We start from the raw sequence: 24,503 nt of genomic DNA on the forward strand, positions 1-24,503 counted from the left end.
CTCTCCTCAATGCCCCAGATAGGCTTCGATGACCGCCGGATTGGCCCTGACCTGCGCCGGCGTGCCCTCGGCCAGCACCTTGCCTTCGGCCAGCACGATCACCCGCGAGCACAGCGACATCACGAAATCCATGTTGTGCTCGATCACCACGAAGGTTGCGCCCTGTTCGGCGTTGATGGCGCGCAGCCGCTCCTTGAGATCTCCCAGCATGGTCAGGTTGACGCCGCCGGCCGGCTCGTCGAGCAGCACGAGACGCGGGCCGGCCATGAAGGCCATTGCCGCGTCGAGCAGCTTCTGCTGGCCGTAGGACAGCCCGCCCGCCTTCTCGTCGATGAGATGGCCGAGCTTGAAGAAGCTGATCATCTGGTCGGCCTTCCTGGACAGCCCCGCATCGCGCGACCCGAAGAAGCGCGACAGCATCGAGCCTTCATGCTCCTGGCCGGCGAGGATCAGGTTCTCGCGCACCGAGAGCTCGGGGAAGACCTGCAGCAGCTGGAAGGTGCGGCTGACGCCGCGCCGGTTGAGCTCGGAGGGACGCAGATTGGTGACGTCCCGGCCGTCGAGCTTGACCGAACCTTCGCTCGGCTCGAGCTGGCCGAGGATGCAGTTGAACAGGGTCGACTTGCCGCAGCCATTGGGGCCGATGATGCCGAGGATCTCGCCCTCATTGACCGAGAAGGAGACCCCATTGACGGCCTTGATGCCGCCGAAGGCCTTGTGGAGGTTGGTGACTTCGAGAACCTTGTTGGCTTCGAGAATCTGGGCCATCAGCGCGCTCCCGCCTTGCCGCTAAGCTTCGCCCAGCCGCGCTCCAGCAGCCCGCTCACCCCTTGCGGGCAGGCGATCAGCAGCAGCATGACGATGGTCGCGAAGATGATGAGATAGAGCGAGCCGGCGAAGCGCAGCCATTCCGGCAGCACGACGCCGAGCAGCGCGCCAATGAAGGGGCCGAGCAGATAGCCCGAGCCGCCCGCCACCACCATCAGCAGCAGGAAGAAGCTCTGCGACAGCGAGAAGGGCGAGGGGTCGATGAACTCGACCAGCGGCGCGTAGAGCACGCCGGCAAAGCCCGCATAGGCCGAGCCGATGGCGAAGGCGAGCAGCGTGTACATTCGCGTGTCGACGCCAAGGCTTGCCGCCCGGATCGGGTTCTCGCGCAAGGCGGTGAAGGCGCGGCCCCAGGGGCTGCGGATCATCCACCACAGCACGACCGCGAGGATGAAGGTGACGACGACGACGAAGCGGTGGAATTCGAGCGCGCCGAACAGCTTGATGCCGAGGAACTCCGGCCGGTTGATGTTGGAGATGCCGAAGACGCCGCCGGTGAGCCATTGCTCGTTGCGCATGATCAGCCAGATCAGCGTCGAGAAGGCGAGCGTGACGAAGGCGAGGTAATGCGCCTTGACCCTGAGCGCCGGAAAGCCGAGCACGAGGCCGACAGCGAAGGTCAGGAGCCCCGACAGCGCGAAGGCGGCATACCAGGAGACGCCGTATTTCGTGGTCAGGATCGCCGTCGTGTAGGCGCCCAACCCCATGAAGGCGGCCTGTGCCAGCGATTTGAGGCCGGCATAGCCCAGCGTCAGGTTCAGCCCCATCACCGCGACGCTCATCACCAGCCAGAGCGAGAGCACATAGGTGCCGTAGCGCCCCATGCCGACCGGGGCGAACCAGAGGATGACGGCGCCCGCTATCAGCGTGAGCAGCGAGCCGTCGACGAAGGCGGGCAGGGAGAGGCGGCTGCGCTGCGGCAGGCTCTCATGCTGCAGGCTCTCATGGGTTGCGGGCGCGGTCATACGCGACGCTCCTCTTTGCGGCCCATCAGGCCTTCCGGCTTGAGCAGGATGACGACGACGAGCAGGACGAGCGGCACGGCGAGCCGGTACTGCGTCGAGATGTAGGCGGCGGCCATGCTGTCGACGATGCCGACGATCAAACCGCCGACGAGCGCGCCGCGGACCTGGTTGAAGCCGCCGACGATCGCCGCGATGAAGGCGAACAGGCCGATGACCTCGCCATTGGAGAATTTCGCCAGATAGATCGGCGAGATCAGCACCGAGGCGACGACGGCGAGCGCGGCGTTGATGACGAAAGTCAGCAGCACCATGCGCTCCACGGGGATGCCGAGAATGCGCGCGACCGTCGGGTTCTGTGCCGTCGCCTGCATCTGGCGGCCGAGGCGGGTTCCGCCGACGAACCATTGCAGCGCCCAGATCACCGCGAAGGCGACCGCGATGATCGCCAGATGCTGCAGCGAGATCGAAGCGCCGAAGACCGAGATGGTTTGCGAGGGCACGAAGGAGGGGAAGTTCTGCGCCTCGGCCGAGAAGCCATCCTTGGCGCCTTCCTTCATGATGATCGACAGCGCCATGGTGGCGATCGCGAGCGGCAGCACGCCGTGCTTGATCATCGGATCGACCACGGTGAGCTTGAAGCCGACGCCGAAGACCAGAAGGAAGGCGGCGATGCCGATCAGCGCGCCAAGCCAGATCGGCGCGCCGAACAGCTTGATCGCGAGCAGGACGAGCACGGCCGGCAGCATGACGAACTCGCCCTGGGCGAAGTTGATCGTCTGCGAGGTCTGCCAGACCAGCGTGAAGCCGATGGCGGCGAGCGCATAGATCGCGCCCGTTGCGATGCCGGCGATGAGATAGGCGATGAATTCGGCCATGGCTTGGTGCCCTGCGATGGAGCGTCATGGTCGGGCCTGACCCGACCATCTCTGGATGAAGGCAGGCTCGTCGCCCTCACCGTCATTGCGAGGAGCGAAGCGACGAAGCAATCCAGGGGGAGGCGGAGCGCTGCCGCTCCAGGATTGCTTCGGCTCACGCTCGCAATGACGGGAGCGCGCTCGCGCCTTACGGCTTGAGCTTCGGCAAGGTGGCGGTGATCACCTGCTTGCCGTTGATCACCTCGGCGAGGAAGCTTTCGCGGTCGAGGTCGCCATTCTGCTCGATCGTGGTCTCCATCAGGATCCCGGGCTCCTCGGAGGGCTTGATCGTCGCGCCGCGCAGCGTGTCGGCGACGCCCTTCTTGTCGAACTTCTTCTGCTTCTCGGTCGCCCATTTGACCATGTAGACGGCCATATAGCCCTTCAGGCCGTTATGGTCGGGGGTGTAGTTGAATTTGGCGATGAACTTCTTGCCGAACTCCTGGAAGGCCGGGATCGGCGCCTCGATCGAGAGCCCGACATGGCCCTTGACGCCGTTGGCGGCTTCGCCCGCGAGCTCGATCACCTTGGAGCCGAGCAGGGTGGTCTCGCCGATCAGCGGTTTGGTGATGCCCTGCTGCTTGGCAGCGCGCAGGAAGCGGGCGCTCTCCTCTTCGTTGAGATAGACGAAGACGGCGTCGGCATTGGCGTTCTTGATCTTGATCGCGTCGGCGGCGAAGTCGGCCTGGCCCTGTTCGGTGGCGACATCGACGGCGACCTTGATGCCGGCCTTTTCAAGCTCGGGGATGATGGCGTCGCGCCCGCCCTTGCCGAAATCGTTATTGACCCAGACGACGGCGACGGAGCCTGCCTTGACGGTGTTCTTCAGGTAATTGGCGATCTTGGGCATCGCTGCAGTCTGGCTGAGCGAGGTCCGGAACAGGTACTGGTTGCCCTGCTTGGTCAGGCCGGCCGCCTCGCCGCCGACGATCTGGGCGATTTCGGCGCGCTGGGCGATCTGCATGGAGGCGCCGATGGGGCCGGAGAAGACCGGGCCGAGCACCGCATACGTGCCCTCATCAATGGCGCGCTGCACGGCGGCCCGGGTGTTCCCGGGATTGCTCTGCGTGTCGTAATGCACGATCTCGATCTGCTTGCCGAGAATGCCGCCCTTGGCGTTGATCTCGGCGACGGCAAGGTCGATGCCGCTCTTCCAGTTGGTGCCCGAGGTCGCGCCCGCGCCCGAGAGCTCAACGACGTCGACGAGCTTGACCTTGTCCTGCGCCAGGGCCGGGACCGAAAGGCCCGCCGTCAGCGTCGCTGCGATGATCCAATGCGATGTCATGGGTATTTCCTCCACATTCTTAGCTTCGTTTCTTGGCTTGGTTTCTTGTCTCGCCCGGTTGCTCCGGGTCGTCTTCAGGCTGCGCGGTGGGTGGCCTCCTGCGCCGCCAGGGTTTCGTCGAAAGCCAGAGCGATCGCGCTATGCGATGGCGCCTGGCCGGTAAACAGCGCGAAGGCGTCGATGGCCTGGTTGATGCTGAGCTCGCGCCCCGTCATCACCGTCGCGCCGGCGCTTTGAGCGGCTTTCAGCAGCGGTGTCCAGAGCGGATGATAGACCGCGTCGGCAACCCATTGAGACCTGTCGATGAGCCCGGTGGGGACAGGCGTGTCGCGGTTCGGCAGCATGCCGATCGGCGTGCCGTTGACGATGCCCGCCGCATCGCTGACGGCGGCCTCCACGCTGGCTGCGATCTCGACGGTTACGTGCTGGCCAAGTTGCGCCGCCAGCGCCGCGGATTTGGCCGGGTCGAGATCGAACAGGCGCAGTGCCTTGACGCCACAGGAGGCGAGCGCGAAGCCGATGGCCTTGCCGACGCCGCCGGTTCCGATGATCGCGACGGGCCCGTCGCCATCCCTGCGCTTCAGCGCGCGATAGGCCGTGGCGAAGCCGCTGGCGTCGGTGTTGTAGCCCGTGAGCAGGCCGTCCCGCGCCACGATCGTGTTGACCGCGCCCATGGCGGCGGCCTCGGGCGCAAGCGCGTCGAGCAGCGGGATGACCGCTTCCTTATAGGGGAAGGTGATGTTGAGGCCGGAAAAGCCGAGCCGGCGTACGCCGTCCAGGATTACAGCGAGATCAGCCTCTTTGGCCCCGGCGATGTCGATGAGGTGGTAATGCAGCACGAAGCCGGCGGCGCGCGCGGCAGCCTCGTGCATCGCGGGCGCGGCGGAATGCGCGATCGGCGAGCCGATCAGCCCGAGCAGCACGCGCTTCGTGCGGTTGGCTATGGGAAAAGCCGGCATATCCGTCCCTCTCGGCTCGCTCGTCATCTCAGCGGGCATTGCCGAGCGTCACATAGCCCGATTTGACGGGATAACGCGATAACCAATCCATCGCCATTACCTAACCTGATGTTATTTTCGGCAGGGGCGATTGGGCGGCCAATTGCGCCCGCGGCGTCACCACCGCGTTCATCTCCTCGCGCAGCAGCGCCACAAAAGTTTCCGCATAGAGCGAGAGTGCCTTGTCGTTTTTCACAGCGACATAGGTCTGGAACTGCGTCGGCTCGGCGATCGGAATCGTGGTGATGCCCTGCATCGAGCCATGCGCCACGGTGAACTGGTCGATCACCGCGATGCCGAGGCCGGCGCGCACCAGCGAGCACACCGTCGTGCCGAAGCGCGCCTTGATGACCATGTCATAGGCCAGGCCTTGTCGCTTGAAGATCTCGGCCATGACCCGGCCATAGGGGTCGTTGGGGTCGATGCCGATCAGCGGGTGCTGCACGATCTCGGCGGCGGAGATCGACGCCCGGCCGGCGAGTGCATGCCCGTCTGGTACGATGCAGAGCAATTCGCCCTGGCTCAGCGGCACGAAATCGATGCCGGGATGGTCGAGCTTGTAGCTCATCGCCGCGATCTCGCCCTTGCCGAGCAGGAGATAGTCGAGCGCCTCCTCGATCTTCAGGATGTTGATGTCGAGCCTGAGATCGGGATGCTTGCGCCGCAGCCGCTCGATCGCGCGCGGCACCATGACATGGCAGATGCTCGGCACCGAGCCGATCCTGAGCTCGATGCCGCCGCCGCGCTCGATGCGCGCAAGCGTGTAATGCAGGTCGTCGACCTTCTTATAGACGCCGTTGATCTGCTCGAAGATGTCGTTGGCCTCGGGCGTCGGCACATAGCGCCCATGCCGGCGCTCGAACAGCTTGAGCCTGAGCGTGCGCTCGGTGTGCTTCATCAAGCGGCTGATGCCGGGCGCCGAGACATTGAGGAGTTTTGCCGCGCCCGAGATCGTGCCGGTGATCATGATGGCGCGGATCACCTCGATCTGGCGCAAGGTCAGCATGAATGGCGGTTCCCTCGAAGGTCTTGTTTTGTGGACAGCGGAGGCGAGGGAGGGGGTGGAGTCAAGCGGGAGGGTGTTTGAGTTTGAACCTCTCGTTCCGACCCTTGGCCGACATTGCCGGCGGGGCGTCGGAACACCCGGAATCGGCCCATTGCTGACATCGGGAACGTCTGCTTCCGGGCGTTGCGGTTAGATGTCGTGTGGCAAAGCGGATTTCGAGGATGTGCTCGTTGATTTCTGACTTGAGTTGCGCGGGCGGGCGGTCGGAGATGTCGATGGCGTTTGTATCTTGGCGGATTTCGAAATTTCGGCGCCATGAGCCTTCTTCGAGTTCAATAGGTCACCGACACGACAATCGTGTCGCTGTAGAGCCCGGGCGACGGGGTCGCTTGTACGGGCACGCGCCCATAGACCGTGGCGGTCTGGGCCACCCCGTTTCCTGTTGCCGAAAGCGTATCGGTACCCAGCGTCTGGCCAAAGGCCTGTGTTCGGGCCGCATTCCGATAGAGGCCGTATGTTACGATCTCGGCTGCCTTGGTCATGCGCCGCAAGGTCGGGTTGGTCGCTCCCGAGAGGCCGCCATCGAGGCCGATCTGGTACGACGTCCCATTGGTGCAAGTCGGAGCCAGCGTCGTGCTCGCATCCTGCTGGGCGCTGAGGACGCCAAATGAGCCGAAGCTCAGATTGTTGGTGGTGACGCGGCAGGTCGCGGGCACATTGGCTGTGACCGCGAAGCTCGTCGTCTGCGAGTTCGTCAGCAGGTTGCACCCGAGCAGGTAGGACAGAAGCGCATAGCGGATCCGCGCATCGGTTCCGGTGAAGCTGCTGGAATAGGATAGCGGGGCGACGGTCGCCTGGCCGCTGTAGACGCGGCCAAAGATCGTCTGGCTGCGGCTGCCGCTGCCGCCTGCCGACAGGACGATATTGAAGCCCACCGGCGAGGCGCTCCCCCCCGGCCAGGCACCGGAGCCCCATGGCGATCCGGCGGAAGCATCGCTGAAGAGCCCATAGCGAAGCTGGTTGGCACCATTCAGCATGAAGCGATTGGCGGCGCTGGTACCTCCACCCGAACCCGGCCCGAGGTCGAGACAGACCCCGACCGTCGAGAACGCAAGCCCAGTACACGATACCGTCGCCGTCGCGCTGGCATCCACCTGCGCATTGGCGGTCACGTCGATATCGCCGAAGGCCAGCGGCGTGATGCTCAACGAGCAGGACTGCGCCACAGCCGGAGCCTCGATCGACAGCAGGGCCAGCACGGCGACTGCCGGCAGGGCCAGACAACGCCGGAAGAAGCGTCTTATCGACATGACACGGGCCCCAGCGTGACCTGCGTGGCTTGACGCGGTTCGAAGGAAAAACGGGCCCGGCATTCGCCCTTATCGAGCTGGACCACGATGTCGTTGCCGGGCCCTAGATTCTCGACGAAGGCGCGACCGTCATAGCCAACGACGAATTCGGGTGCCGCCGCCGTCCCGCGCAGCCCGGGCTGAAGCGCGCCGCTCAGGCCTGCCCGGAGCGGCTTGCCGTCGGCGCCATGCAGGATGACGATCGCCGCGTTCGAGGCCGATCTGACACCGAAATCGACCACGACCCCGGCGCGGTCTGTCGGGGCCAGGACCTCCAGCGTCGTCTCGGCGAGCGAGGTCACGGGGAGCCCGCGAGGATCGATCGAAACCTTGTTGGACTGGTAGGATCGCAAGGTCGGAATCAGCGCGTTGCCGCTGGCGTTGGTGCGCGCGACGACGCGGTTCTCGTAAAGGACATCAACGTCGGGAGCTCCCGCCTTGGCAACCGCGAAGGCATCGTCGATGCGATTGCCCAGGAACAGATCGCCGCCGGCCAGCACGATGGAACCGTCGAGCTGGGCCGTTCCCGAGAGCCGATCGCTGGCCTGCGTCACGCCGGCTTCGATCTGGCCATAATTGCCGCGATAAGCGAGCGATGCCGAGCGTCGCTGCTGGCCGCCCTGGCCCTCGACATCGCGCACGCGCCAGCCGACGCTGCCGACCTCCTGCCGGAGCGGCTTGCTGACATCGGCCGCGAGCGCCCAGTGTGTGCCGGAGCGGCTCGTGCCTGTCGACGCGGTGATGTCGGCGCCGAAGGGGAAGGACAAGCCGGCGAAAATGCCGGCCGAGCGGCGATCGTCCAGATCGGTGAAAACCGTCGCGTAGAACGACCCGCCTTGCGGCAGCGCACGGGTATAGCTCGCATTGACGACGCGGTTCGAGCGTCCGACAGCCGGCTTCACATGCGCGAAGCCGAAGCTGATGCCGCCGCCCAGCATGGGCACGGGAAAGCCGACCGAGAGCCGGTCGAGCGCGCGCGGCGGCAGCAGGAGGCGCCCCCATGTGACGGCGTCCGCTGCCGGGGTTCCAGCCGTCGCGACATAGCCCGCCAGGCCGTTCGCGCCGGGAAGGGCGGCGACCGGCGGCACCGTGACCGAGGCGAGGTCGCGATACGCGCCGAGGCTCCGCTGCGATGAGGCCAGGAATGAGACACCCCAAAGCTGCGTCTCAAAGGAAAGATATGCCTGGCCACCCGTGGCACCACCCTGCCAACTGCCCGCTCCGGCCGCGCTGATAAGGCCGAACCGGCCGAGACCGAACACGCCGCCGAGGCTCGCCGTGCCCAGCCCGTGCGTCGCCTCGGCATGAGCCAGCACCGTGACATTGTCGCTGACCCCGTAGCGGGCGCTACCGGAGCCGGCGATGTCGCCGCCATAGATGCTCGACCGCAGCCCGTATTGCAGCCGGGGCGCGCCGATCTCGGCGGAGAAGTCGAACAGGCCTGGGCGCAGCAGCTTGCTCGAGACGATGAAGGGCAGGTTCGCCTCGGTCTGCTGGCCCGACGCATCCCGCACGACGACATTCGCATTGCCGTTTCCCGACAGGATCGGGATGTTGGTGATGCGAAACGGACCGCTGCCGACATCCTGGGAGACCGTCTTGGTGCCGTTGACGAAGACATCGACGGTCGAGGGAACGGCTGCGCTGCCGGTGACGCTGGGTAGGGGCAAGGTGATCAGGTCCGGCCGCAACCCGAAATTGCGCTGGATCTGCAGCCCGCCCATGCGGATCGGCCGGGTCCAGGCCAGGCCGCCCGAGATCATGTCGCCGGCACGGTAAGTCAGCATGGCGCCGGGATCGGAATAGCTCCAGCTCGTTTCCAGCCGCAGCGCCTCTGTGCGCCCGCCGTCGAGCGACTGGTCGCTGACGATGCCCGTCTGTGACAGAACGCCGAACGGGCTGAAGACACGCGCATCGAGGCTCGCCGAAAGACTAGGATAGCGCCAGAAACTGCCGAGTTGCTTGCCCTCGGAACTGCCGAACAGTGTGTAGTTCAGCACGGCGCCGGTCCCGGCAGAACCGGCCGTCGGCGAAGGGACGTCCCTGGCTGCCGCGTCATAGGTCTTGGGCAGCCGGCCCGCCTGCGGCAGTCGGATATCGATCCTCTGGGCCGCCTCATCATAACGATAGGTCAAAGCGGGGATCGCGGAGAGGGGCACATCCTCATCCCGCTGGAATGCCTGGGGCACCCTGATGCCAAGTTCCTCGAGTTCCTTGCGGCGGGCCGAGACCTCGCCGTTTCCGCCCTGGTGAAAGGCTCCGATCAGCCCGATCGCCTGCCCGTCGAGGAGAACGTCGAGATGCAAGCTGCGTTCGGGGCGGCCATCGCCGGCTCGCCCTTCCGCAGCCCAGCAGGCATGACCGAACATCAGCAGAAGCACCGCCAACGCCCTACCGTGCCGTTTGCACGGGGAATGTCGCATTGAACGGACCAGTTTCGGTCATGCCGGAGATGGTGACGTTTGCACCGGATTTCGTCGGGCGCGCCGGCGCGGCGATATCCCACCGCATCGAAGACCTGCCGAGGGAATACCCGAGCAGCCCCTTGCCCGCCGACAGCACCTGTCCCGACGCATCGCGCAGGGTTACGGCGGACAGGCGAACGCGGGTGTCACCGCTGTTGACAGCAGCCAGCGTCATGCCCCGGCCGTGCTGGCCGGCGCTCCAGCTTATGGCGGGAAGCGAGGCCGACTTTCCCGTGAAGAAGACGGGCACGACATGGCGCATGACCAGCGCAACGGTCCCCGAGGCGCGCTTGGGTTTGGGCAACTCGTCGATGACGAGCCGGTAGGCCTCCTCCTTGCCCGGCGGCCGGCTGGCGACACGGATCACGCGCACCGTGTAGTCTTGGCGTGAACGCAGATCGACCAAGGGCGGGCTGGCGACGACATCGTTGGTCGGCTCGAGCCGCTCGACACCGTTCTCCTGTGTCCAACGGAAGATTCGGAGCTGCGCGGTGATCGGCTCGACATCGGTGTTTCGCAGCGTGATCGTGGCGGTGGTCGCTGGCGCCGGCAGATCGAGCAGCACCGGCGCGACCTGCAGCGAGGCGGCGCTCGCCTGTCCCGCGAGGCTGGCCGCCAGGACGACGAGGGCGGACATGGTCTTCATCGCGTGTTTCCTTTCGAACTGGGGGCAAGAATCTGCCGGGCGACCCGCTCGGCGGCCTCCATCATTGCGAAGCGATCGGTTGCGTTGGGTTCTGCTGCGATGCCGCGGCTCACGCGGCGGCGCGGTTAGCGTCTCAGTAGGTGACCGTCACCGTGATCGTGTCGGAATAGAGTGCGGGGCCCGGCGTGGTCTGGACAGGCACCCGGCCATAGACCGTGAAGCTCTGTCCGGAGCCGTTTCCGGTTCCCGCGACCGTATCGGTTCCGATCGTCTCGCCCCAGTTCAGGGTCCGGCCGGCGTCGCGAAACAACGAGTAGTTCACCAGTCCCCCGGTGCCGCTCATCTGACGTGTCGTGACGCTCGCGCCGTTCACGCCCTGGTTGAGGCCGATCGTATAGGGCGTCGTGTTCGTGCACTGGACGGAGATTGTGCTCGTCGTGTCGATATTGGCAGCGAGGACGCCGACATTGCCGAAAATAAGGTCCGTCGCGCTCGCAACGACGCATGCGGCCTGTATATTAATCTGTACTTGAAAGTTCCCGACTGCCGTTGCGGCTCTAGAATGAGACGAACACACCACGCAAAAAAACGCAGCGATGGCGATTTTTGGCAAAATCATGGTGAAGTCTCTTTCGATACTTACGATCATAGATTCCTACGGATGAAGGCTAGGACGGGATGGTTAATGCATCGTGAAAATTCAACTGAAAGTTGATTATTACAACCTAAAGAGGGGGTTATAAGTTGACTTCGCGCAGGTCGATGGCTTCGCGTTCGAACCTCACCTGAAAGACCGGGTCGCCATATCGCGGCGCAGCCCCTGACGTCGGCCGGGCGAGAAGCAGCAGGCCTCCCATATGTACCTGCCCTCCCATACGTACTTGCCAAGTTGCGACAAGGCTTGACGAAGCGCCGGAATCAAGCCGGGTTCGGTCTCACCTCGTTCAGGATGAACGCATGGCCGAAACAGAGGGCTCGGGCATGGCGGATGTTCATGCCGGCTGGTTGGGCTGGCGCACGAGGTCGCAGGCTTCCTAAGCAGCGATCTTCGATTGCCCAACGGATCGAGGCTGCGCTCGCGGTTCAAGGCAGCGACAGCTGCGTGGATGGCACGATCGAGAGCCAGTGCGTCGTTGAAGGTCTGTTGGGCGAGATGATGGGCCTTGAGATCGTGCAGACAACCTCGATGTCGTTGAGTTCGGGTGCGTATTTAACGCGGAAATGCTCTAGAATTGCCTTCGTTTCACAGGGATATTCTGCGCTGTAGGCTGGTCCGGCTGAGCGCTTCGCTCGTCTGTTCTAATTTGGTCGTCCTTGCCATCGAGAAGAATACGCTCAGCGGCTCCGTCAAGATCCTCGTACTGCCCGCTCTTGAGAGACCAGAGGAAAGCGGCGAGGGCTGCGCCTCCGAGCAGCAGAGCCAGGGGCACGAGGAATACGAGGCTGCTCATCGTCCCGGCTCCGGTGCCGGTCCGAGCCTCGCCTTGGTCGGCAACCGCCTTATCGAGCGACGCGGACTGGCGTATTCGACGTTGAGGCGTAGCGCATTGGCGACGACGAGAACGGAGGAGAGCGACATGGCGAGCGCTGCGATCAGTGGAGTGACATAGCCAGCGATGGCGATCGGCAACGCAACGGCGTTGTAGAGGATAGCGAGCGCGAAATTCTGCCGTACGAGCCGGCCAGCCGCGCGCGAAACGGAGAGCGCTGCGGGGACCGCATCCAGACCATCCCGCAGGAAAACGAAATCCGCCGCGTTGCGGCCGATATCGGCCGCCGACGCGGGCGCCATCGACACATATGCGGCGGCAAGTGCCGGGGCATCGTTGAGCCCGTCCCCGACCATCAACACCTTGCGCTCTTGCGCGCCCAGTGCAGCAAGCCGTTCGACCTTCTCGGATGGCAGGAGGCCTGCCGCGACATCATCGATCCCAAGTCGGGCGGCCATGGCCTGCACCGCGATGGGCGTGTCGCCGGAAAGCAGCGCGATTTGTATGCTTTCGGCGCGCAGGGCATCGACGGCAGCGCGCGCCCGCGGGCGCAAGCTCTCCTCGAAAGTGAAGCGGGCGAGGCGTTCGCCGTCGCGGCCGAGCCCTGTGCCGTCGTCATGATCATCCTCGTGCCCTGTCTGCGTATCGGCAACCGCCCATTTAGTCCTTCCAAGACGATAGAGCTGGCCGTCGACCCGGGCCTCGATGCCGAGGCCGGCGTGCTCACGGACCTCGGAGATCGCTATGCCGCCCTGCGGTGCCGCAGCCGCGATGGCACGCGAGCGCGGATGACTGGAGCGGCGGGCGATCTCCGCGGCGATAGCCAGGACAGCCGGAGGGATCGCATCAGCGTTGACGAGGCGGGGCACGCCGAAGGTCAGGGTGCCCGTCTTGTCGAAGGCGACGGTATCGATCTCGGCCATCCGTTCGATGGCGGACCCGTCCTTGACCATGATGCCGTTCTCGAACAGCCGCCGCGACGCCACGACTTGTACGATCGGAACAGCAAGGCCGAGCGCGCAGGGGCAGGTGATGATCAGCACGGCGATGGCGATCGTGATCGCGTGGTGCCAGTCGCCACTCACCGCCATCCAGCCGAGGAAGGTGAGGAGCGCCGCGGCATGGACGACCGGGGAATAGAGCGCGGCAGCGCGGTCGGCGAGGCGACGATAGCCGGCGCGTCCGCCTTCGGCCGCCTCCATCAATCGCACCATCTCGGCGAGAAACGAGTCATCCGCCCTGGCGGTCGCGACAATGGTCAGCGGACCGGAGAGGTTGAGCGTTCCCGCACGCACGGCTGCCCCCGCCGCGACGGAGCGCGGCGCGCTCTCGCCGGTTACGACGGCGCAGTCGAGTTCGGAGACTCCCGCCTCGACCACGCCATCGATCGGGATTCGGTCGCCTGCGGTCAGTGCGATGCGCATGCCGGGCTCGATCTCGGCAAGCGGAAGATAGTCGCGGTTGCCATCAGCGCGTAGCACGGTGGCGCCGCGCGGGGACAGGCGCATCAAGCCCAGTACCGCGGCGCGCGCCTTTTCGCGCATCAGATGGTCGAGGGTCCGCCCGATCAGGAGGAAGAAGATCAGAGAGGTTGCTGCGTCGAAATAGGCGTGCGGGCCGTCATGGAGGGTGTCGTAGAGGCTGAGGCCAAAGGCGAGGCAGATACCGATCGAAATCGGCACGTCCATATTGGTGCGGCCATACCGCAGCACCGACCAGGCCGAAGCGAAGAAGACGCGGCCGGAATAGATGAGGCAAGGCAGCGCCAGCGCGGCCGAAATCCAGTGGAAGGCGCTGCGGGTCTCTGGTTCGGCTCCAGACCAGACCGAGACCGAGAGCAGCATGATATTCATCGAGCAGAAGCCGGCGACCGCCAAAGCCCGCACGAGCCGGGCGCGTTCAGGATCGGCGCGATCTGTTTCGGTCTCGAAGAGGTGGCCGGGATAGCCGAGTGACGCCAGTGCGGCCAGGAGGTCGGGCGGTTCTTCGCCGCGCCATTTCACGGCCACGCGCTTTGTCGAGAGATTGACGCGGGCATGGATGACGCCGGCGATACGCATAAGCCCGGTCTCGACCGCGTGGATGCAGGCGGCGCAGTGGACGCCGGGCACCGAGAAATCGGTCTGCTTCAGACCGTCGCCGAGTTCACGGCTGGCAAGCCGGATCTCCTGCCGTGCCGCCGAGCCGTCGAACGCCGCATGCGGGTCGAACGGCGGCGCACAGCAGCTCATTTGATCGCCCGATAGCTGTGCCAGGTCGCGTGGCCAAGCAGCGGGAAGACGACGATGAGCCCTAGAAGACCGGTCGCCAGGCTGACGAGGAAAAGTGCGAGCACGATCGCGCCCCAGGCGAGCATGACCGGCAGGTTGTTCCAAACCAAGGAGATGCTCGTGCCCATCGCCGTGAAGGCATCGACCCGTTCGTCGAGCAGCATCGGAATCGCGAAGATGCTGATTGCGAAGGAGAAGGCTGCAAATAGGCCGCCCGCCACCGTGCCGACCAGCAGCATCGCCCAGCCTTCCGGTGTCGAGACCAGCATGGTGAGGACATCCTTGAGGCCCGGGAAAGGCCGCAAGCCGAAAAACAGCGCATAGATGATCACGGCAGCGCGCATCCAGACCAGCATAAGCAGGCACAGGATTGCACCGGTGTACCAGACCTGCCCGCCGGACGACGCCTTGACGAAGATCATGCGCAGGAGGCTGACGGGCTGGCCCGCCTCGATCGCGCGGCTCTTTTGATATAGGCCGATCGCAAGGAGCGGTCCGACCACCATGAAGCCCGCCAGCGCCGGCAGCAGGATGTAGTCGAGCTCGTAGCGGAACAAGCCCCAGACGATGCCTAGGGAGACGAGGAATACTGCGCCTCCGTAGAGGAGGCTCGGCACGGGGCTGTGGCGGAGATCACGCCAGCCTGCTGCCAGCCAGGACAAGGCTGCGCCCGCCGGGAGATTGCGCCGCCGCTGCACCGATAGGGGGAGAGGAATGTCGTGGCCGTTCTCGATCGTGCCCATGAGCCCCGCTCCTTCAGCAAACCGCTCGGGCGGCGCGGAACTTTCCTGCTTCGCCCGCAGATTTCGCATGCGGCACGCATTCAGGCTGCGAACCGATGGCGACATAGACCAGATGCGCATTGGCAAGGATCAGCAGCGCCGCCAGCGCTGCCGCGAGCCCCAGCCACAGCACTTTGCCATTGATGCGGCGTCGCGCCACGGTTTCAGCCCGCGCCGTCACCGCCCGGCTCCCTGAAGCGAGGCCGCATAAAGCGCCAGCACCTTGATATCGGTGGGCGAGAGCCGACTTTCCCAGCTCGGCATTTGGCCTTGGCGTCCATAGAGGACGCTGTTCATGACCGATTGCGGGTCCCCGCCATATATCCAGTTGGCGTCGGTCAGATCGGGCGCGCCGAGATCCTGTTTCCCCTTGCCGTCCTGGCCATGGCAGGCAACGCAACTCGCTGCAAACACCTCCTTGCCGGCGGGCAGGCGCGCCAGCTCGGTAGCGGCCAGCTTCTGCCCGGAAAGCGAGAGGACGAAGGTAGCGACGTTTGACAGCTGCTCGCGGTCGAGCACGCTACCGAAGGCTATCATCTGCGCAGCGCGCGTCTGCTTGCTCGTCCCGTTGATACCGACGCGGATGGTCTCGGCGATGACCTCTGGACTGCCACCCCAGAGCCACGAGCCCGTGGCGAGATTGGGGAAGCCAGGGCCGCCCTTGCCCTCGCTGCCGTGGCAGACGGCGCAATTGTCGCCGAACAATGTCCGTCCGCTATCGCGGACATGCGTCATCAACGCAGGGTCGGCCGCGATCTCAGCGTAGGAGGCATTGGCGACGCGGTTGGTCCAAATCGTTCGTCCCGCGGCCGCATCGCGGACCTGCTGTGTCACGACCTCGCGTTGATTGATGCCGAGGAGCCCCTTCGTATAAGTCCAACCGAGCGGCCAGGCCGGCATCAATAGCCAATAGATCACGGCAAACAGCGTCGTCGCAGCCAGGAAAAACAGCACCACGCGCGGGATCGGCGTGTCGAGTTCCTCGATGCCGTTCCATTCATGGCCGGTCGTCAACTGTCCCGAGATGGGGTCCCGCTTCGCATGGTCCATTCCTCAGCTCCCCGGCCTGTCGTCTTTGTCGAAGATGCTGTTTTTCGCGCGGTCGAAGCGCTTCCGGTTTGATGGCCAGAACGCGTAGATCAGCACGCCGGCCGCGAGCGCGATCAGGTAAAACAACCCCCAGCTCTTGGCGAAGCCGACGAGCGTCTGATGGTCGAGATCCATCTGCATCACCTTTCCGCCGCAGCGCTCTGGCGATGGGCGGCATCCGTCAGCCGGCCAAGCACCTGGAGGTAGGCGACGACGGCGTCCATCTCGGTCAGGCGTCCAGGCTCTCCGTCAAAGGCCCGGCTGTTGGTGGCATCGCCGTATCGCTCGCTCACGCCGCCGGCATAGGGGCTTTCCGGGCTGGCCTGGCCATAGGCGTCGGCGGTCGCATTCGCGATCATCGCGTCGCTATAGGGCACGCCGACGACACGCTGCGCGGCAAGATGCTTCCCGAGATCCCCGGTCTGCAAATCGTTGCGCATCAGCCAGCCATATTTCGGCATGACCGATTGCGGCACCACGTTGCGCGGGTTGATCAGGTGCGCGACATGCCAGGCGTCGGAGTATTTGCCGCCGATGCGAGCCAGATCCGGGCCGGTGCGCTTCGAGCCCCACAGCATGGGATGGTCGTATTTCGACTCGACCGCGAGCGAATACGGCCCATAGCGTTCGACCTCGTCGCGCAGCGTGCGGATCATCTGGCTGTGGCAGGCATAACACCCCTCACGGATGTAGATATTGCGGCCGGCCAGCTCGAGCGGCGTGTAGACACGCATGTCCGGCGCGCTCTCGACCGTCTCGTGGATGGTGAATAGCGGCGCGATCTCGACGAAGCCGCCGATCGCCGAGACGCCGATGATGGCCAGCACGAAGCCAATGGCACTGCGTTCGAGCTTGCGATGGAAGAATTCGGCCATGATCTTACTCTCCGGGCTGCAGCGCAGGTGTGGCGCCCTGCAGGGCAGGCTGGTCGGCCTCGGAGCCTTGCGTCGCAGTCCGCATGCGCGACATCCGGATCGTCATCCAGACATTGTAGGAGGCGACGATCGCACCGGTCAGGAACAGCAGCCCGCCGACCATTCGCGATATATAGTAGGGATGCATGGCGACGACGCTGTCGGTGAAGGAATAGGCGAGCGTGCCGCTGTCGTTATAGGTCCGCCACATCAGGCCCTGGATGATGCCGGAGTTCCACATCGCGAAGACGTAGATGACGGTGCCGGCCAGGGCGAGCCAGAAATGGACCTCGACCAGCTTGGGCGAATACATCCGCTCGACCTTCCACATCGAAGGTACCAGGGCGTAGAACGAACCGAAGGTGATCATCGCCACCCAACCGAGCGCACCGACATGGACATGGCCAACCGTCCAGTCGGTGTAGTGCGACAGCGAGTTGACCGCCCGGATCGCCATGAACGAGCCCTCGAACGTCACCAGGCCGTAGAAGATGGCAGCGACCATCATGAAGCGCAGGGTCGCGTCGTCGCGCACCTTGTGCCACGCGCCGTTTAGCGTCAGCAGCGCGTTGCCGGCCGAGGCCCAGGACGGCACGAGCAGCACGACCGAGAAGGTCATGCCCAGCGTCTGCACCCATTGCGGCAGGGCCGTATAGTGAAGGTGGTGCGAGCCCGCCCACATGTACATGAAGGTGATGCCCCAGAAGCTGATGATCGACAGCCTATAGGAGTAGATCGGCCGCCCGGCTCGCTTGGGCAGGTAGTAATACATCATCCCGAGGAAGCCCGCGGTCAGGAAGAACGCCACCGCGTTATGGCCGTACCACCATTGCGTCATCGCATCCTGGACGCCCGAGAAGAGCGAATAGCTCTTGGCATGGCCGAAGGAGACCGGAATGGCCAGGTTGTTGACGATATGCAGTACCGCCACGACCAGGATGAAGGCCATGTAGTACCAGTTGGCCACATAGATATGCGGTTCCTTCCGCCGCTGCAGCGTACGGATGTAGATCAGGAAATACGTAACCCAGACGATGACAAGCCAGATGTCGGCATACCATTCGGGTTCGGCATATTCCTTGGACTGGGTCAGCCCCATCAGATAGCCGCTCGCGGCCAGCACGCAGAACAGGTTGTACCCCAGCAGCACGAACCACGGGCTGAACTGATCGGGCAGGCGGGCTCGCGTGGTCCGCTGCAGCACATGGAAGGAGGTCGCGATCAGCGCGTTGCCGCCAAAGCCGAAGATCACGCCCGAGGTGTGGATCGGACGAAGGCGCCCGAAGCTCGCCCAGGCCGCATCGAAGGTCAGGTCAGGCCAAGCAAGGAGCGCAGCGACCCAGACCCCGAAGAACATGCCGACGACGGCCCAGGCCAGCGAGAGCACGATCCCGACCTTGGTTGGGTCATCGTAATAGCGCGTCAGACGCTCATCCGAGGGCTCCGGCTCGAAATACTTCGAGAGCACCAGGAAGACGCCGCCGAGTCCGGCCAGGAGGACGATAACGCCATGAACCCCCAACGGGTCGTCGTGCCCGGCGATCGCCATTGCCAGCCCGCAGAGCGCGACGAGCAATGACACTGTGATGGCATTTTGGCGTTCAGCGATAGTCAGCTCAGCAACCATTCGCTCGACCTTTCGTCGTCACGCAGATTCTCTCGCGACGCTCAGAGATCAGGAGGCTTAATTCAGGGCCACGTCAACCAGCGAATATTTGTCGAAAACTGCCATGTGAGCAGCTGCTGCTTTAAAGGAATTATCCGTCAACATACGGCTGCCGATGTGAAATTTGATTGCATGTCCATCAGCACGGGATTTCCCGAAGCCGAGTCAAGCTCGCTGGTTCAGAACAGCCTCTAGCCCTGCTCGCCGGCTGCGCCCTTGGTCCGCACCACCGAAACCGAGCAATGCGCCTCCGCGACGACCTTGGTCGAAACACTGCCGAGATGGCGGCGCAGCGCCGAAGAGGAGCGGGCGCCGATGACGATGTGGTCGATCTGGTTGTGCTCGGCATAGCGCAGGATCGCATCGGCGGCGCTTACAGCCTCGATGACGTGATAGCTGACGCGCTCCTCGCTCAGATGCAGCGGCCGCGCCCAGTCCTTCAGCGCGACCAGCCGCCTGACGTAGATCGAGCGGCCTTTGGAGTCGGCGTATTGGGTTTCCTTGACCAGATCCGTCTTGATCACGGTCAGGCAGGCGAGCCAGGAATCGGGCCGCGCCGCGAGAAGCCGCTGGGTCTCGGCCAATATCGCCGCCGCCAGCGGGTCGGCTCCGTCCGACAGATCGACGGCGGTGAGCACGATCGAAGGTCCGGCCCGGCGACGACCTTCCGCCGCCGTTCCGACCAGCACGGCTTCGCTGGGACGGTGGAACAGCTGCTTCAGCCAGCCGAGAATTCCGCCTGGTCGGGCGCGGTTTGAGCGCGGCAGCACGACCTGCTCGGGGTTGCGCAGATCGAAGATGAGCTTGGCGGCGTCGGCGTAGCGCCGGCCGCGATCGACCTCGAGGCAGTGCGCTACGATCGCTTCGAGCCAGGCCGGGATGTCGGGCCTGATCGCGCGCATGGGGCGTGGTGCATGGTAGAGGCGCCGCTTCATGCCGGCGGTGGTCGAGGGCCTTCCGAAGGGCTCTTCGCCCGTCGCAAGCTGGTAAAGAATGCAGCCGAGCGCGAAGAGATCGCTGGCGGGGTCGGTTCTGTCGCCCAGCACCTGTTCGGGGGCGATATAGGCGGGCGTGCCCATCGGCACCGCGCTTTCCTCGCCGAGCAGATCCGGCAGATCGGCGTGTCGCGCCAGCCCGAAATCCAGCAGCACCGCGCCGCGTTCCCCCAGGATGACGTTCTGCGGCTTGAGGTCGAGATGGACGACGCCCTGGCGATGGAGATCCGTGAGCGCCGTGCCGATCGCGATGCCGATCCGCGCCACCTCCTCAGTGGCAAGCGGTGCGGCCTCGGCGCGTTTCGCCAAGCTTACGCCCGCGACGAACTCCATGGCGAGATAGGGCCGCTCAGCGAGATCGCCGGAGGCGATGAAGCGCGGCACATGTGGGCCGGAGAGCCGCTTCAGGATCATCTCCTCGACCTCGTAGCCGATGATCACCGAAACGTCCTGCCCGGGATCGAGGAACGGGATCTTGAGGATGAGGGGGACGTCGAAATCCGCGTGCCGTGCCCGCCACAGTGACGCCATGCCGCCGGAGGGAAGCGGCTCGATCAGTTCGAAGCCGTCGATCTTGGCGCCGGTGTTGGGTCGTTCCACGGCGTCCTCCCTCCTCATCGACCGATCAGCAGGCGCAGACCCAGCCAGCTGGAGAGGCCGAGCCTCTTGATCTTGGCCGCTGTCGCCTCGCTGTCATAGGGCACGCGCCGCATCGTCACGCTGGCCTCCTCCAGATCCAGCAGCGCGAAGCACGACGCTGGATTGCCGTCGCGCGGCTGGCCGACGGCCCCTGTGACGATGACGTGCCGGTGCCGGGCCAAGAGCGGCGCGGCGACTTCGTCGCGTGGGACGAACATCGTCGGTCGCCGGTTCGGGTGGCTATAGAACACGGTTGGCTGGTGCGTATGTCCGCAGCAGATCAGCGCCTCCGTGCTCGCTGCCAGGCAGCGCATCGCCGCTTCGGGATTGGAGATATAGTCCCAGCTCTCGGGCCGGTGGGCGCTGGCATGGACCCATTGGCAGCCGAAGCGCGTGATCGACAGCGGCAGCGCCGCGAGGAAGGCGCGGTGGTCGTCGTTCAGCCGCGTGCGGGTCCAGCGTATCGCTTCGCGCGCATTCGGCGTCAGCCTGTCCCTGTCGGAGCGCGCGGCCTCGTCATGGTTGCCGAGCAGGCAGAGCGCGCCGTCGGAGACGAGCCGCGCCACTGTCTCGACCGCGAATTCGGGATCGGGCCCGTAACCGACCAGATCGCCAAGGACAACGATCTGGTCCGGCGCCAGCTCCTCGACAAACTCGAGCACCGCCTCCAGCGCTTCGCGATTGGCATGGATGTCGGAGAGCACCGCGATGCGCATGGTCGGGTGGTGTTAGCATCGATGCGAGCCGGGCGTCGAATGGGCTTAAGTCGGTCTTGATTCGGGCGCGAAGGCGGTCCGCGCCCCACCGCTGTCGGGGCGGGCTGGATTCTGCCTGATCAAAACACGTCGGCGACGCGCAGCCTGGTCGATTCCATATGCCGGCCGATGACGTCGAGAAGCGCGTCTGCGTCGCGCTTCAAGAGCGCCGCCATCATCTCCTCATGCTCGGCGACGGCGCCGGCCCATTTCTGCGGCCCTTCATTGCCGATGAAGCGCAAGCGCTTGATCCGGGCCTGCAGCGTCTCGTGCATTTCCATCAGCACGGGGTTGCCAGAGGCGGCGACGATGGCGCTGTGGATCGCCTGGTTGAGCTTGAAATATTCGAGCCGGTTGTTGGATTTGTAGAGCGCGAGCATTCGCTCGTGCAGCAGGTTGATCGCTTGAATCGTCGCGTCGCTGGCTAGCTCGCAGGCCATGCGGCCGCCGAGCTGTTCCAGCGTCTTCAGCACCTGCAGGATCTGCGCGAGATCCTTGGCGGTGAATTTGCGCACGATCGCGCCCTTGGCCGGCAGGATCTCGACGAGCCCCTCGCTGGCGAGCGTCTTGATCGCCTCGCGCAAAGGCGTGCGCGAAACTCCGAGCTGCGCGCCGAGCTGGCCCTCATTGATGCGCTGGCCAGGTTCGAGCCTGCCTTCGATGATCATGTCGCGAAGGCGCTCCAGCACCTCCTCATGCAAGGTGCGGCGCGTGATCCTCGGATACTCGGCCACCGCTTCGCTCATCGTGCTGCCATTGCTCCTGTGCTCGCGCCGTTTACGGCATGGCCTCCCTGCGCTGTCAAACCGGCATCTCTTGCTTTGCCTGCGAACTCTGCCTTGTCCGCGAACAGGCCATCCTGCCGCCGGCGCATCGCGAGCAAGTCTGAATCAGTGGCGATTTCGACATCGCCCAGCGTGATCGCCTGGCCGGCCCTGACGGGGGCCACGAGCTTGCGGTCGGCGACGAGATAGAACGGGGCAGGGCGGTCTTCGGCGAGGGCTGTGGCAGGACGGACCTCTGCGCCCACGCCCTCGATGCTGTGATGGTGCCCGCCCATGGTCAGCACCGTGCCGGCCGCAAGATCGCGCTGCGCCACGGCGACGAGGTCCTGGCGCGGGCGGTAGTCGTCGCCATAGCCGGAGCGGCCGAGGCCTGCGGCGTCGAGGATGGAGGTGGCGACCTCCACCCCCAGCAGATGGCGCGGCAGATAGAGCATCGCGGTCTTAGCTGTGCGGCTGACGACATGGCCCTTGCCGGCCAGCATCTCCCAGGTCTCGGCGTTCTCGCAGGCGATGACGACGAAGACGCCGCCGGCGAAGCTCGCTTCCTCGGCCAGACGCAGATGGTGGAACACGTCGATTCGCCGCGTCCCCGAAAGCAGGCCGCCCTGCGTCGCTTGCGAAAACAGGTCGGCGATCTCCGGGATGCGCGCCGGCGGGGCATGGAAAGCGGCGTTGTCGGCGACGAGGTCGGTCGCATTGGCGACGAGCGTCATCTCGCAGAGATCGGGAACGGCCCGTAGCGGGAAGGCCTGGCCGAGGATGCGCGCGCGTTCCGCGGCGGTGCCGACGATCGAGCGCTCGCCCGGCAGCCAGTGCTCGCGCAGTTCCGGCAGCAGTTTGGTTGCGCCATTGCAGCTGACGGACCCGGTCGCCGCGTCGAAGACGAAGTCATATTCGCTCGATTTGCCCGCCGCGATCAGCTCCAGCCCCAGAACCTCGGCCCAGCTCACCAGCGCGATCAACAGGCTGGGCTGGTCGCCGTCGACGGGGGTGACGACCACGCCCTTGTCGCGGCCGAGGCGGGCAAGGCCGGGTCCGACCACGCTGTCGGCCTCCTTGGAGACGAGCGCGACATGCCGGCCGGCCTCGATCGCCATCAGGCTGTGGCGGGTGGCCGCCTCGGGGCCGCCCGTCGCCTCGACCAGCATCGCGAAGGGCAGGTCGATGACGCTCTCCAGCCGCCCCGCCGCGACATGGCGGCCAGCCGCCCAGGCCGCGCGCGCTTCAGTCGCCGTCTCGCAGAGCGCGATCTCGCTTGCCGCGATCCCGGCCGCGGCAAAGGCGCGCCCGGCCGCTTCCGCCGTCATGTCGACGGCGATGCGGGCATTGACCAGCGCGATCCGGCGCGCCTGGGCAAGGTAGCTGCGGCCGAAGCCGCCGCTGCCAATCAGGCAGGTCTCGATCGGCTGCGTGATGCCGGCGTAATGCGCGTGGAAATTCATCGTGGTCTTGTTTCCCTTGGGCGGCGCCGTCATCCGGCCGGGCCGGTTCGCGCCTTTCGATGTCTGTCTACAGCAAGGAGAATATGCTGCATACAGCATACTTGAAGCGAAGAGGGGGGCGTGCTAGCCAGAGCCCAACAAGACGAAGCTGGAGACTATCTCATGGAAAGCCGTGCGAATGGCGCGCTGCCGGTGATCGCGGTCGCGATGGGCGACCCCTCCGGCATCAGCCCTGAACTCACCGCCCGCATCCTGGTCGAGCCCGATCTGCGTCATGCCGCCCGCTATGTTGTGTTCGGCGACAAGCGCCTGCTCGATCTCGGAGCGCAGGATGGCAAGGTCGATCCGGCTGTCCAGCTGATCCGCGACGGCGACGCCATTCCCGCAGGCTCGGACGCTCCGGTCTTCATCGATCTCGCCAACCACGATCCGGCCGATCTGGAGCGCGGCAAGGCGACGCTCGCCGGCGGCAAGGCCGCGACCGGGAATTTCCGCCGCGCGCTGCAATTCGCGGCCTCGGGGCAGGCCGATGCGGTCTTCTTCACGCCCTTCAACAAGGCGGCGATGCGCTTTGCCTATCCCGGCTATGACGACGAGATCCGCTTCGTGCGCGACGCGATCGGTTTCGAGGGCGCGGCGAGCGAGTTCAACATCCTGGACAAGCTCTGGAACGCCCGCGTCACCTCGCATATTCCGCTCTCCGAGGTCGCGCAGAACATCACCCAGGAGCGTATCCTGCGGGCCTTGACGCTGGCCGATGCCAATCTGCGCGCCGCCGGCTTCAACCCGCCGCGCATCGCGGTCGCGGGCATCAATCCCCATGCCGGCGATGGCGGCAATTTCGGCCGTGACGAGATCGAGACGATCGAGCCGGCGGTCAAGGCCGCCAAGGCGCAAGGCTTCACCGTCGAGGGGCCGTTCCCCTCCGACACCGTGTTCCTGCGTGCGAAGAACGGTGATTTCGACGCCGTTTTGACGATGTATCATGACCAGGGTCAGATCGCGATGAAGCTGATCGGCTTCGACCGTGGCGTTACCCTGATCGGCGGCTTCCCCTTCCCGATCTGCACGCCTGCCCACGGCACGGCCTACGAGATCGCGGGCAAGGGCATCGCCAATCTCGGCGCCACCCGCGCCGCGCTCTCGCTCGCCATCAAGATGGCGCAGGACGGAAAGGCGAGGGCCCAAGCCGCCGCTTGACGAGACGGCCGCCTGACGAG

Annotated in this window: 23 protein-coding genes; 1 reads left to right on the forward strand and 22 read right to left on the reverse strand. The window is 65.2% G+C overall.

Features of this window, described 5'->3' with window-relative positions; translation table 11 throughout:
- Positions 1–6: 6 nt before the first annotated feature.
- From BHK69_RS16475 to BHK69_RS16580, 22 genes are all read right to left on the reverse strand, one after another.
- The gene (locus BHK69_RS16475) at positions 7–768 is read right to left on the reverse strand and encodes an ABC transporter ATP-binding protein (protein ID WP_069691041.1); all 762 of its coding nucleotides are present in this window, start codon (positions 766–768) and stop codon (positions 7–9) included.
- Entirely contained in the window at positions 768–1,793 is a 1,026-nt protein-coding gene (locus BHK69_RS16480; protein WP_083269487.1) for a branched-chain amino acid ABC transporter permease, read from the reverse strand. Before BHK69_RS16480 ends, BHK69_RS16475 begins: the two co-directional genes overlap by 1 nt.
- Positions 1,790–2,668, reverse strand: coding sequence for a branched-chain amino acid ABC transporter permease (locus BHK69_RS16485; RefSeq protein ID WP_069691042.1), 879 nt, complete (start codon positions 2,666–2,668; stop codon positions 1,790–1,792). Before BHK69_RS16485 ends, BHK69_RS16480 begins: the two co-directional genes overlap by 4 nt.
- A 187-nt stretch (positions 2,669–2,855) precedes the next feature.
- Positions 2,856–3,992 (reverse strand): ABC transporter substrate-binding protein, encoded by a 1,137-nt coding sequence (locus tag BHK69_RS16490; protein ID WP_069691043.1) that lies wholly within the window; start codon positions 3,990–3,992, stop codon positions 2,856–2,858.
- A 74-nt stretch (positions 3,993–4,066) separates the two neighbouring features.
- Positions 4,067–4,951, reverse strand: a complete 885-nt coding sequence (locus tag BHK69_RS16495) for a shikimate dehydrogenase (protein ID WP_069691044.1) — start codon at positions 4,949–4,951, stop codon at positions 4,067–4,069.
- Between the two features lie 100 nt (positions 4,952–5,051).
- Positions 5,052–5,996: a LysR family transcriptional regulator gene (locus tag BHK69_RS16500; RefSeq protein ID WP_069691045.1), complete on the reverse strand. Its 945-nt coding sequence runs from the start codon at positions 5,994–5,996 to the stop codon at positions 5,052–5,054.
- Between the two features lie 332 nt (positions 5,997–6,328).
- Complete coding sequence (locus tag BHK69_RS16505) at positions 6,329–7,306, reverse strand: Csu type fimbrial protein (protein ID WP_158516229.1); 978 nt, start codon at positions 7,304–7,306, stop codon at positions 6,329–6,331.
- Complete coding sequence (locus tag BHK69_RS16510; protein ID WP_244548530.1) at positions 7,297–9,726, reverse strand: fimbria/pilus outer membrane usher protein; 2,430 nt, start codon at positions 9,724–9,726, stop codon at positions 7,297–7,299. Before BHK69_RS16510 ends, BHK69_RS16505 begins: the two co-directional genes overlap by 10 nt.
- Before the next feature lie 10 nt (positions 9,727–9,736).
- On the reverse strand, positions 9,737–10,456 hold the full coding sequence (locus tag BHK69_RS16515) for a fimbrial biogenesis chaperone (RefSeq protein WP_069691047.1): 720 nt from the start codon (positions 10,454–10,456) through the stop codon (positions 9,737–9,739).
- Between the two features lie 133 nt (positions 10,457–10,589).
- A complete protein-coding gene (locus BHK69_RS16520; protein ID WP_069693724.1) occupies positions 10,590–11,075 on the reverse strand; it encodes a Csu type fimbrial protein in 486 nt (161 codons plus the stop codon).
- Positions 11,076–11,682: 607 nt separating this feature from the next.
- Entirely contained in the window at positions 11,683–11,907 is a 225-nt protein-coding gene (ccoS, locus tag BHK69_RS33590; RefSeq protein ID WP_069691048.1) for a cbb3-type cytochrome oxidase assembly protein CcoS, read from the reverse strand.
- Positions 11,904–14,177 carry a cation-translocating P-type ATPase gene (locus BHK69_RS16530; protein ID WP_069691049.1) on the reverse strand — a complete coding sequence of 758 codons (2,274 nt, stop codon included), beginning with the start codon at positions 14,175–14,177 and terminating at the stop codon, positions 11,904–11,906. Before BHK69_RS16530 ends, ccoS begins: the two co-directional genes overlap by 4 nt.
- Positions 14,174–14,959: a DUF2189 domain-containing protein gene (locus tag BHK69_RS16535; protein WP_069691050.1), complete on the reverse strand. Its 786-nt coding sequence runs from the start codon at positions 14,957–14,959 to the stop codon at positions 14,174–14,176. The genes BHK69_RS16530 and BHK69_RS16535 overlap by 4 nt, the downstream gene beginning before the upstream one ends.
- A 13-nt stretch (positions 14,960–14,972) precedes the next feature.
- Entirely contained in the window at positions 14,973–15,179 is a 207-nt protein-coding gene (locus BHK69_RS16540) for a hypothetical protein (RefSeq protein ID WP_148663459.1), read from the reverse strand.
- The gene (gene ccoP, locus BHK69_RS16545) at positions 15,176–16,048 is read right to left on the reverse strand and encodes a cytochrome-c oxidase, cbb3-type subunit III (protein ID WP_069691051.1); all 873 of its coding nucleotides are present in this window, start codon (positions 16,046–16,048) and stop codon (positions 15,176–15,178) included. Before ccoP ends, BHK69_RS16540 begins: the two co-directional genes overlap by 4 nt.
- A gap of 3 nt (positions 16,049–16,051) precedes the next feature.
- Complete coding sequence (locus tag BHK69_RS16550; RefSeq protein ID WP_069693726.1) at positions 16,052–16,222, reverse strand: CcoQ/FixQ family Cbb3-type cytochrome c oxidase assembly chaperone; 171 nt, start codon at positions 16,220–16,222, stop codon at positions 16,052–16,054.
- A gap of 5 nt (positions 16,223–16,227) precedes the next feature.
- On the reverse strand, positions 16,228–16,962 hold the full coding sequence (gene ccoO, locus BHK69_RS16555; protein WP_069691052.1) for a cytochrome-c oxidase, cbb3-type subunit II: 735 nt from the start codon (positions 16,960–16,962) through the stop codon (positions 16,228–16,230).
- A gap of 4 nt (positions 16,963–16,966) precedes the next feature.
- On the reverse strand, positions 16,967–18,628 hold the full coding sequence (gene ccoN / locus BHK69_RS16560) for a cytochrome-c oxidase, cbb3-type subunit I (protein ID WP_069691053.1): 1,662 nt from the start codon (positions 18,626–18,628) through the stop codon (positions 16,967–16,969).
- A 230-nt stretch (positions 18,629–18,858) separates the two neighbouring features.
- Positions 18,859–20,262, reverse strand: coding sequence for a bifunctional serine/threonine-protein kinase/universal stress protein (locus BHK69_RS16565; protein WP_083269490.1), 1,404 nt, complete (start codon positions 20,260–20,262; stop codon positions 18,859–18,861).
- A 14-nt stretch (positions 20,263–20,276) separates the two neighbouring features.
- A complete protein-coding gene (locus tag BHK69_RS16570; RefSeq protein WP_069691055.1) occupies positions 20,277–21,017 on the reverse strand; it encodes a metallophosphoesterase family protein in 741 nt (246 codons plus the stop codon).
- A gap of 119 nt (positions 21,018–21,136) precedes the next feature.
- A complete protein-coding gene (locus tag BHK69_RS16575; protein WP_069691056.1) occupies positions 21,137–21,802 on the reverse strand; it encodes a GntR family transcriptional regulator in 666 nt (221 codons plus the stop codon).
- Positions 21,799–23,283, reverse strand: a complete 1,485-nt coding sequence (locus BHK69_RS16580; protein ID WP_244548222.1) for a flagellar biosynthesis protein FlgA — start codon at positions 23,281–23,283, stop codon at positions 21,799–21,801. Before BHK69_RS16580 ends, BHK69_RS16575 begins: the two co-directional genes overlap by 4 nt.
- Before the next feature lie 162 nt (positions 23,284–23,445).
- Between BHK69_RS16580 and BHK69_RS16585 the strand changes: the two genes are divergently transcribed.
- Positions 23,446–24,483 (forward strand): 4-hydroxythreonine-4-phosphate dehydrogenase PdxA, encoded by a 1,038-nt coding sequence (locus BHK69_RS16585; protein ID WP_069691058.1) that lies wholly within the window; start codon positions 23,446–23,448, stop codon positions 24,481–24,483.
- Positions 24,484–24,503: the final 20 nt, after the last annotated feature.

The organism is Bosea vaviloviae (assembly GCF_001741865.1).
Classification (GTDB): Bacteria; Pseudomonadota; Alphaproteobacteria; order Rhizobiales; family Beijerinckiaceae; genus Allobosea; species Allobosea vaviloviae.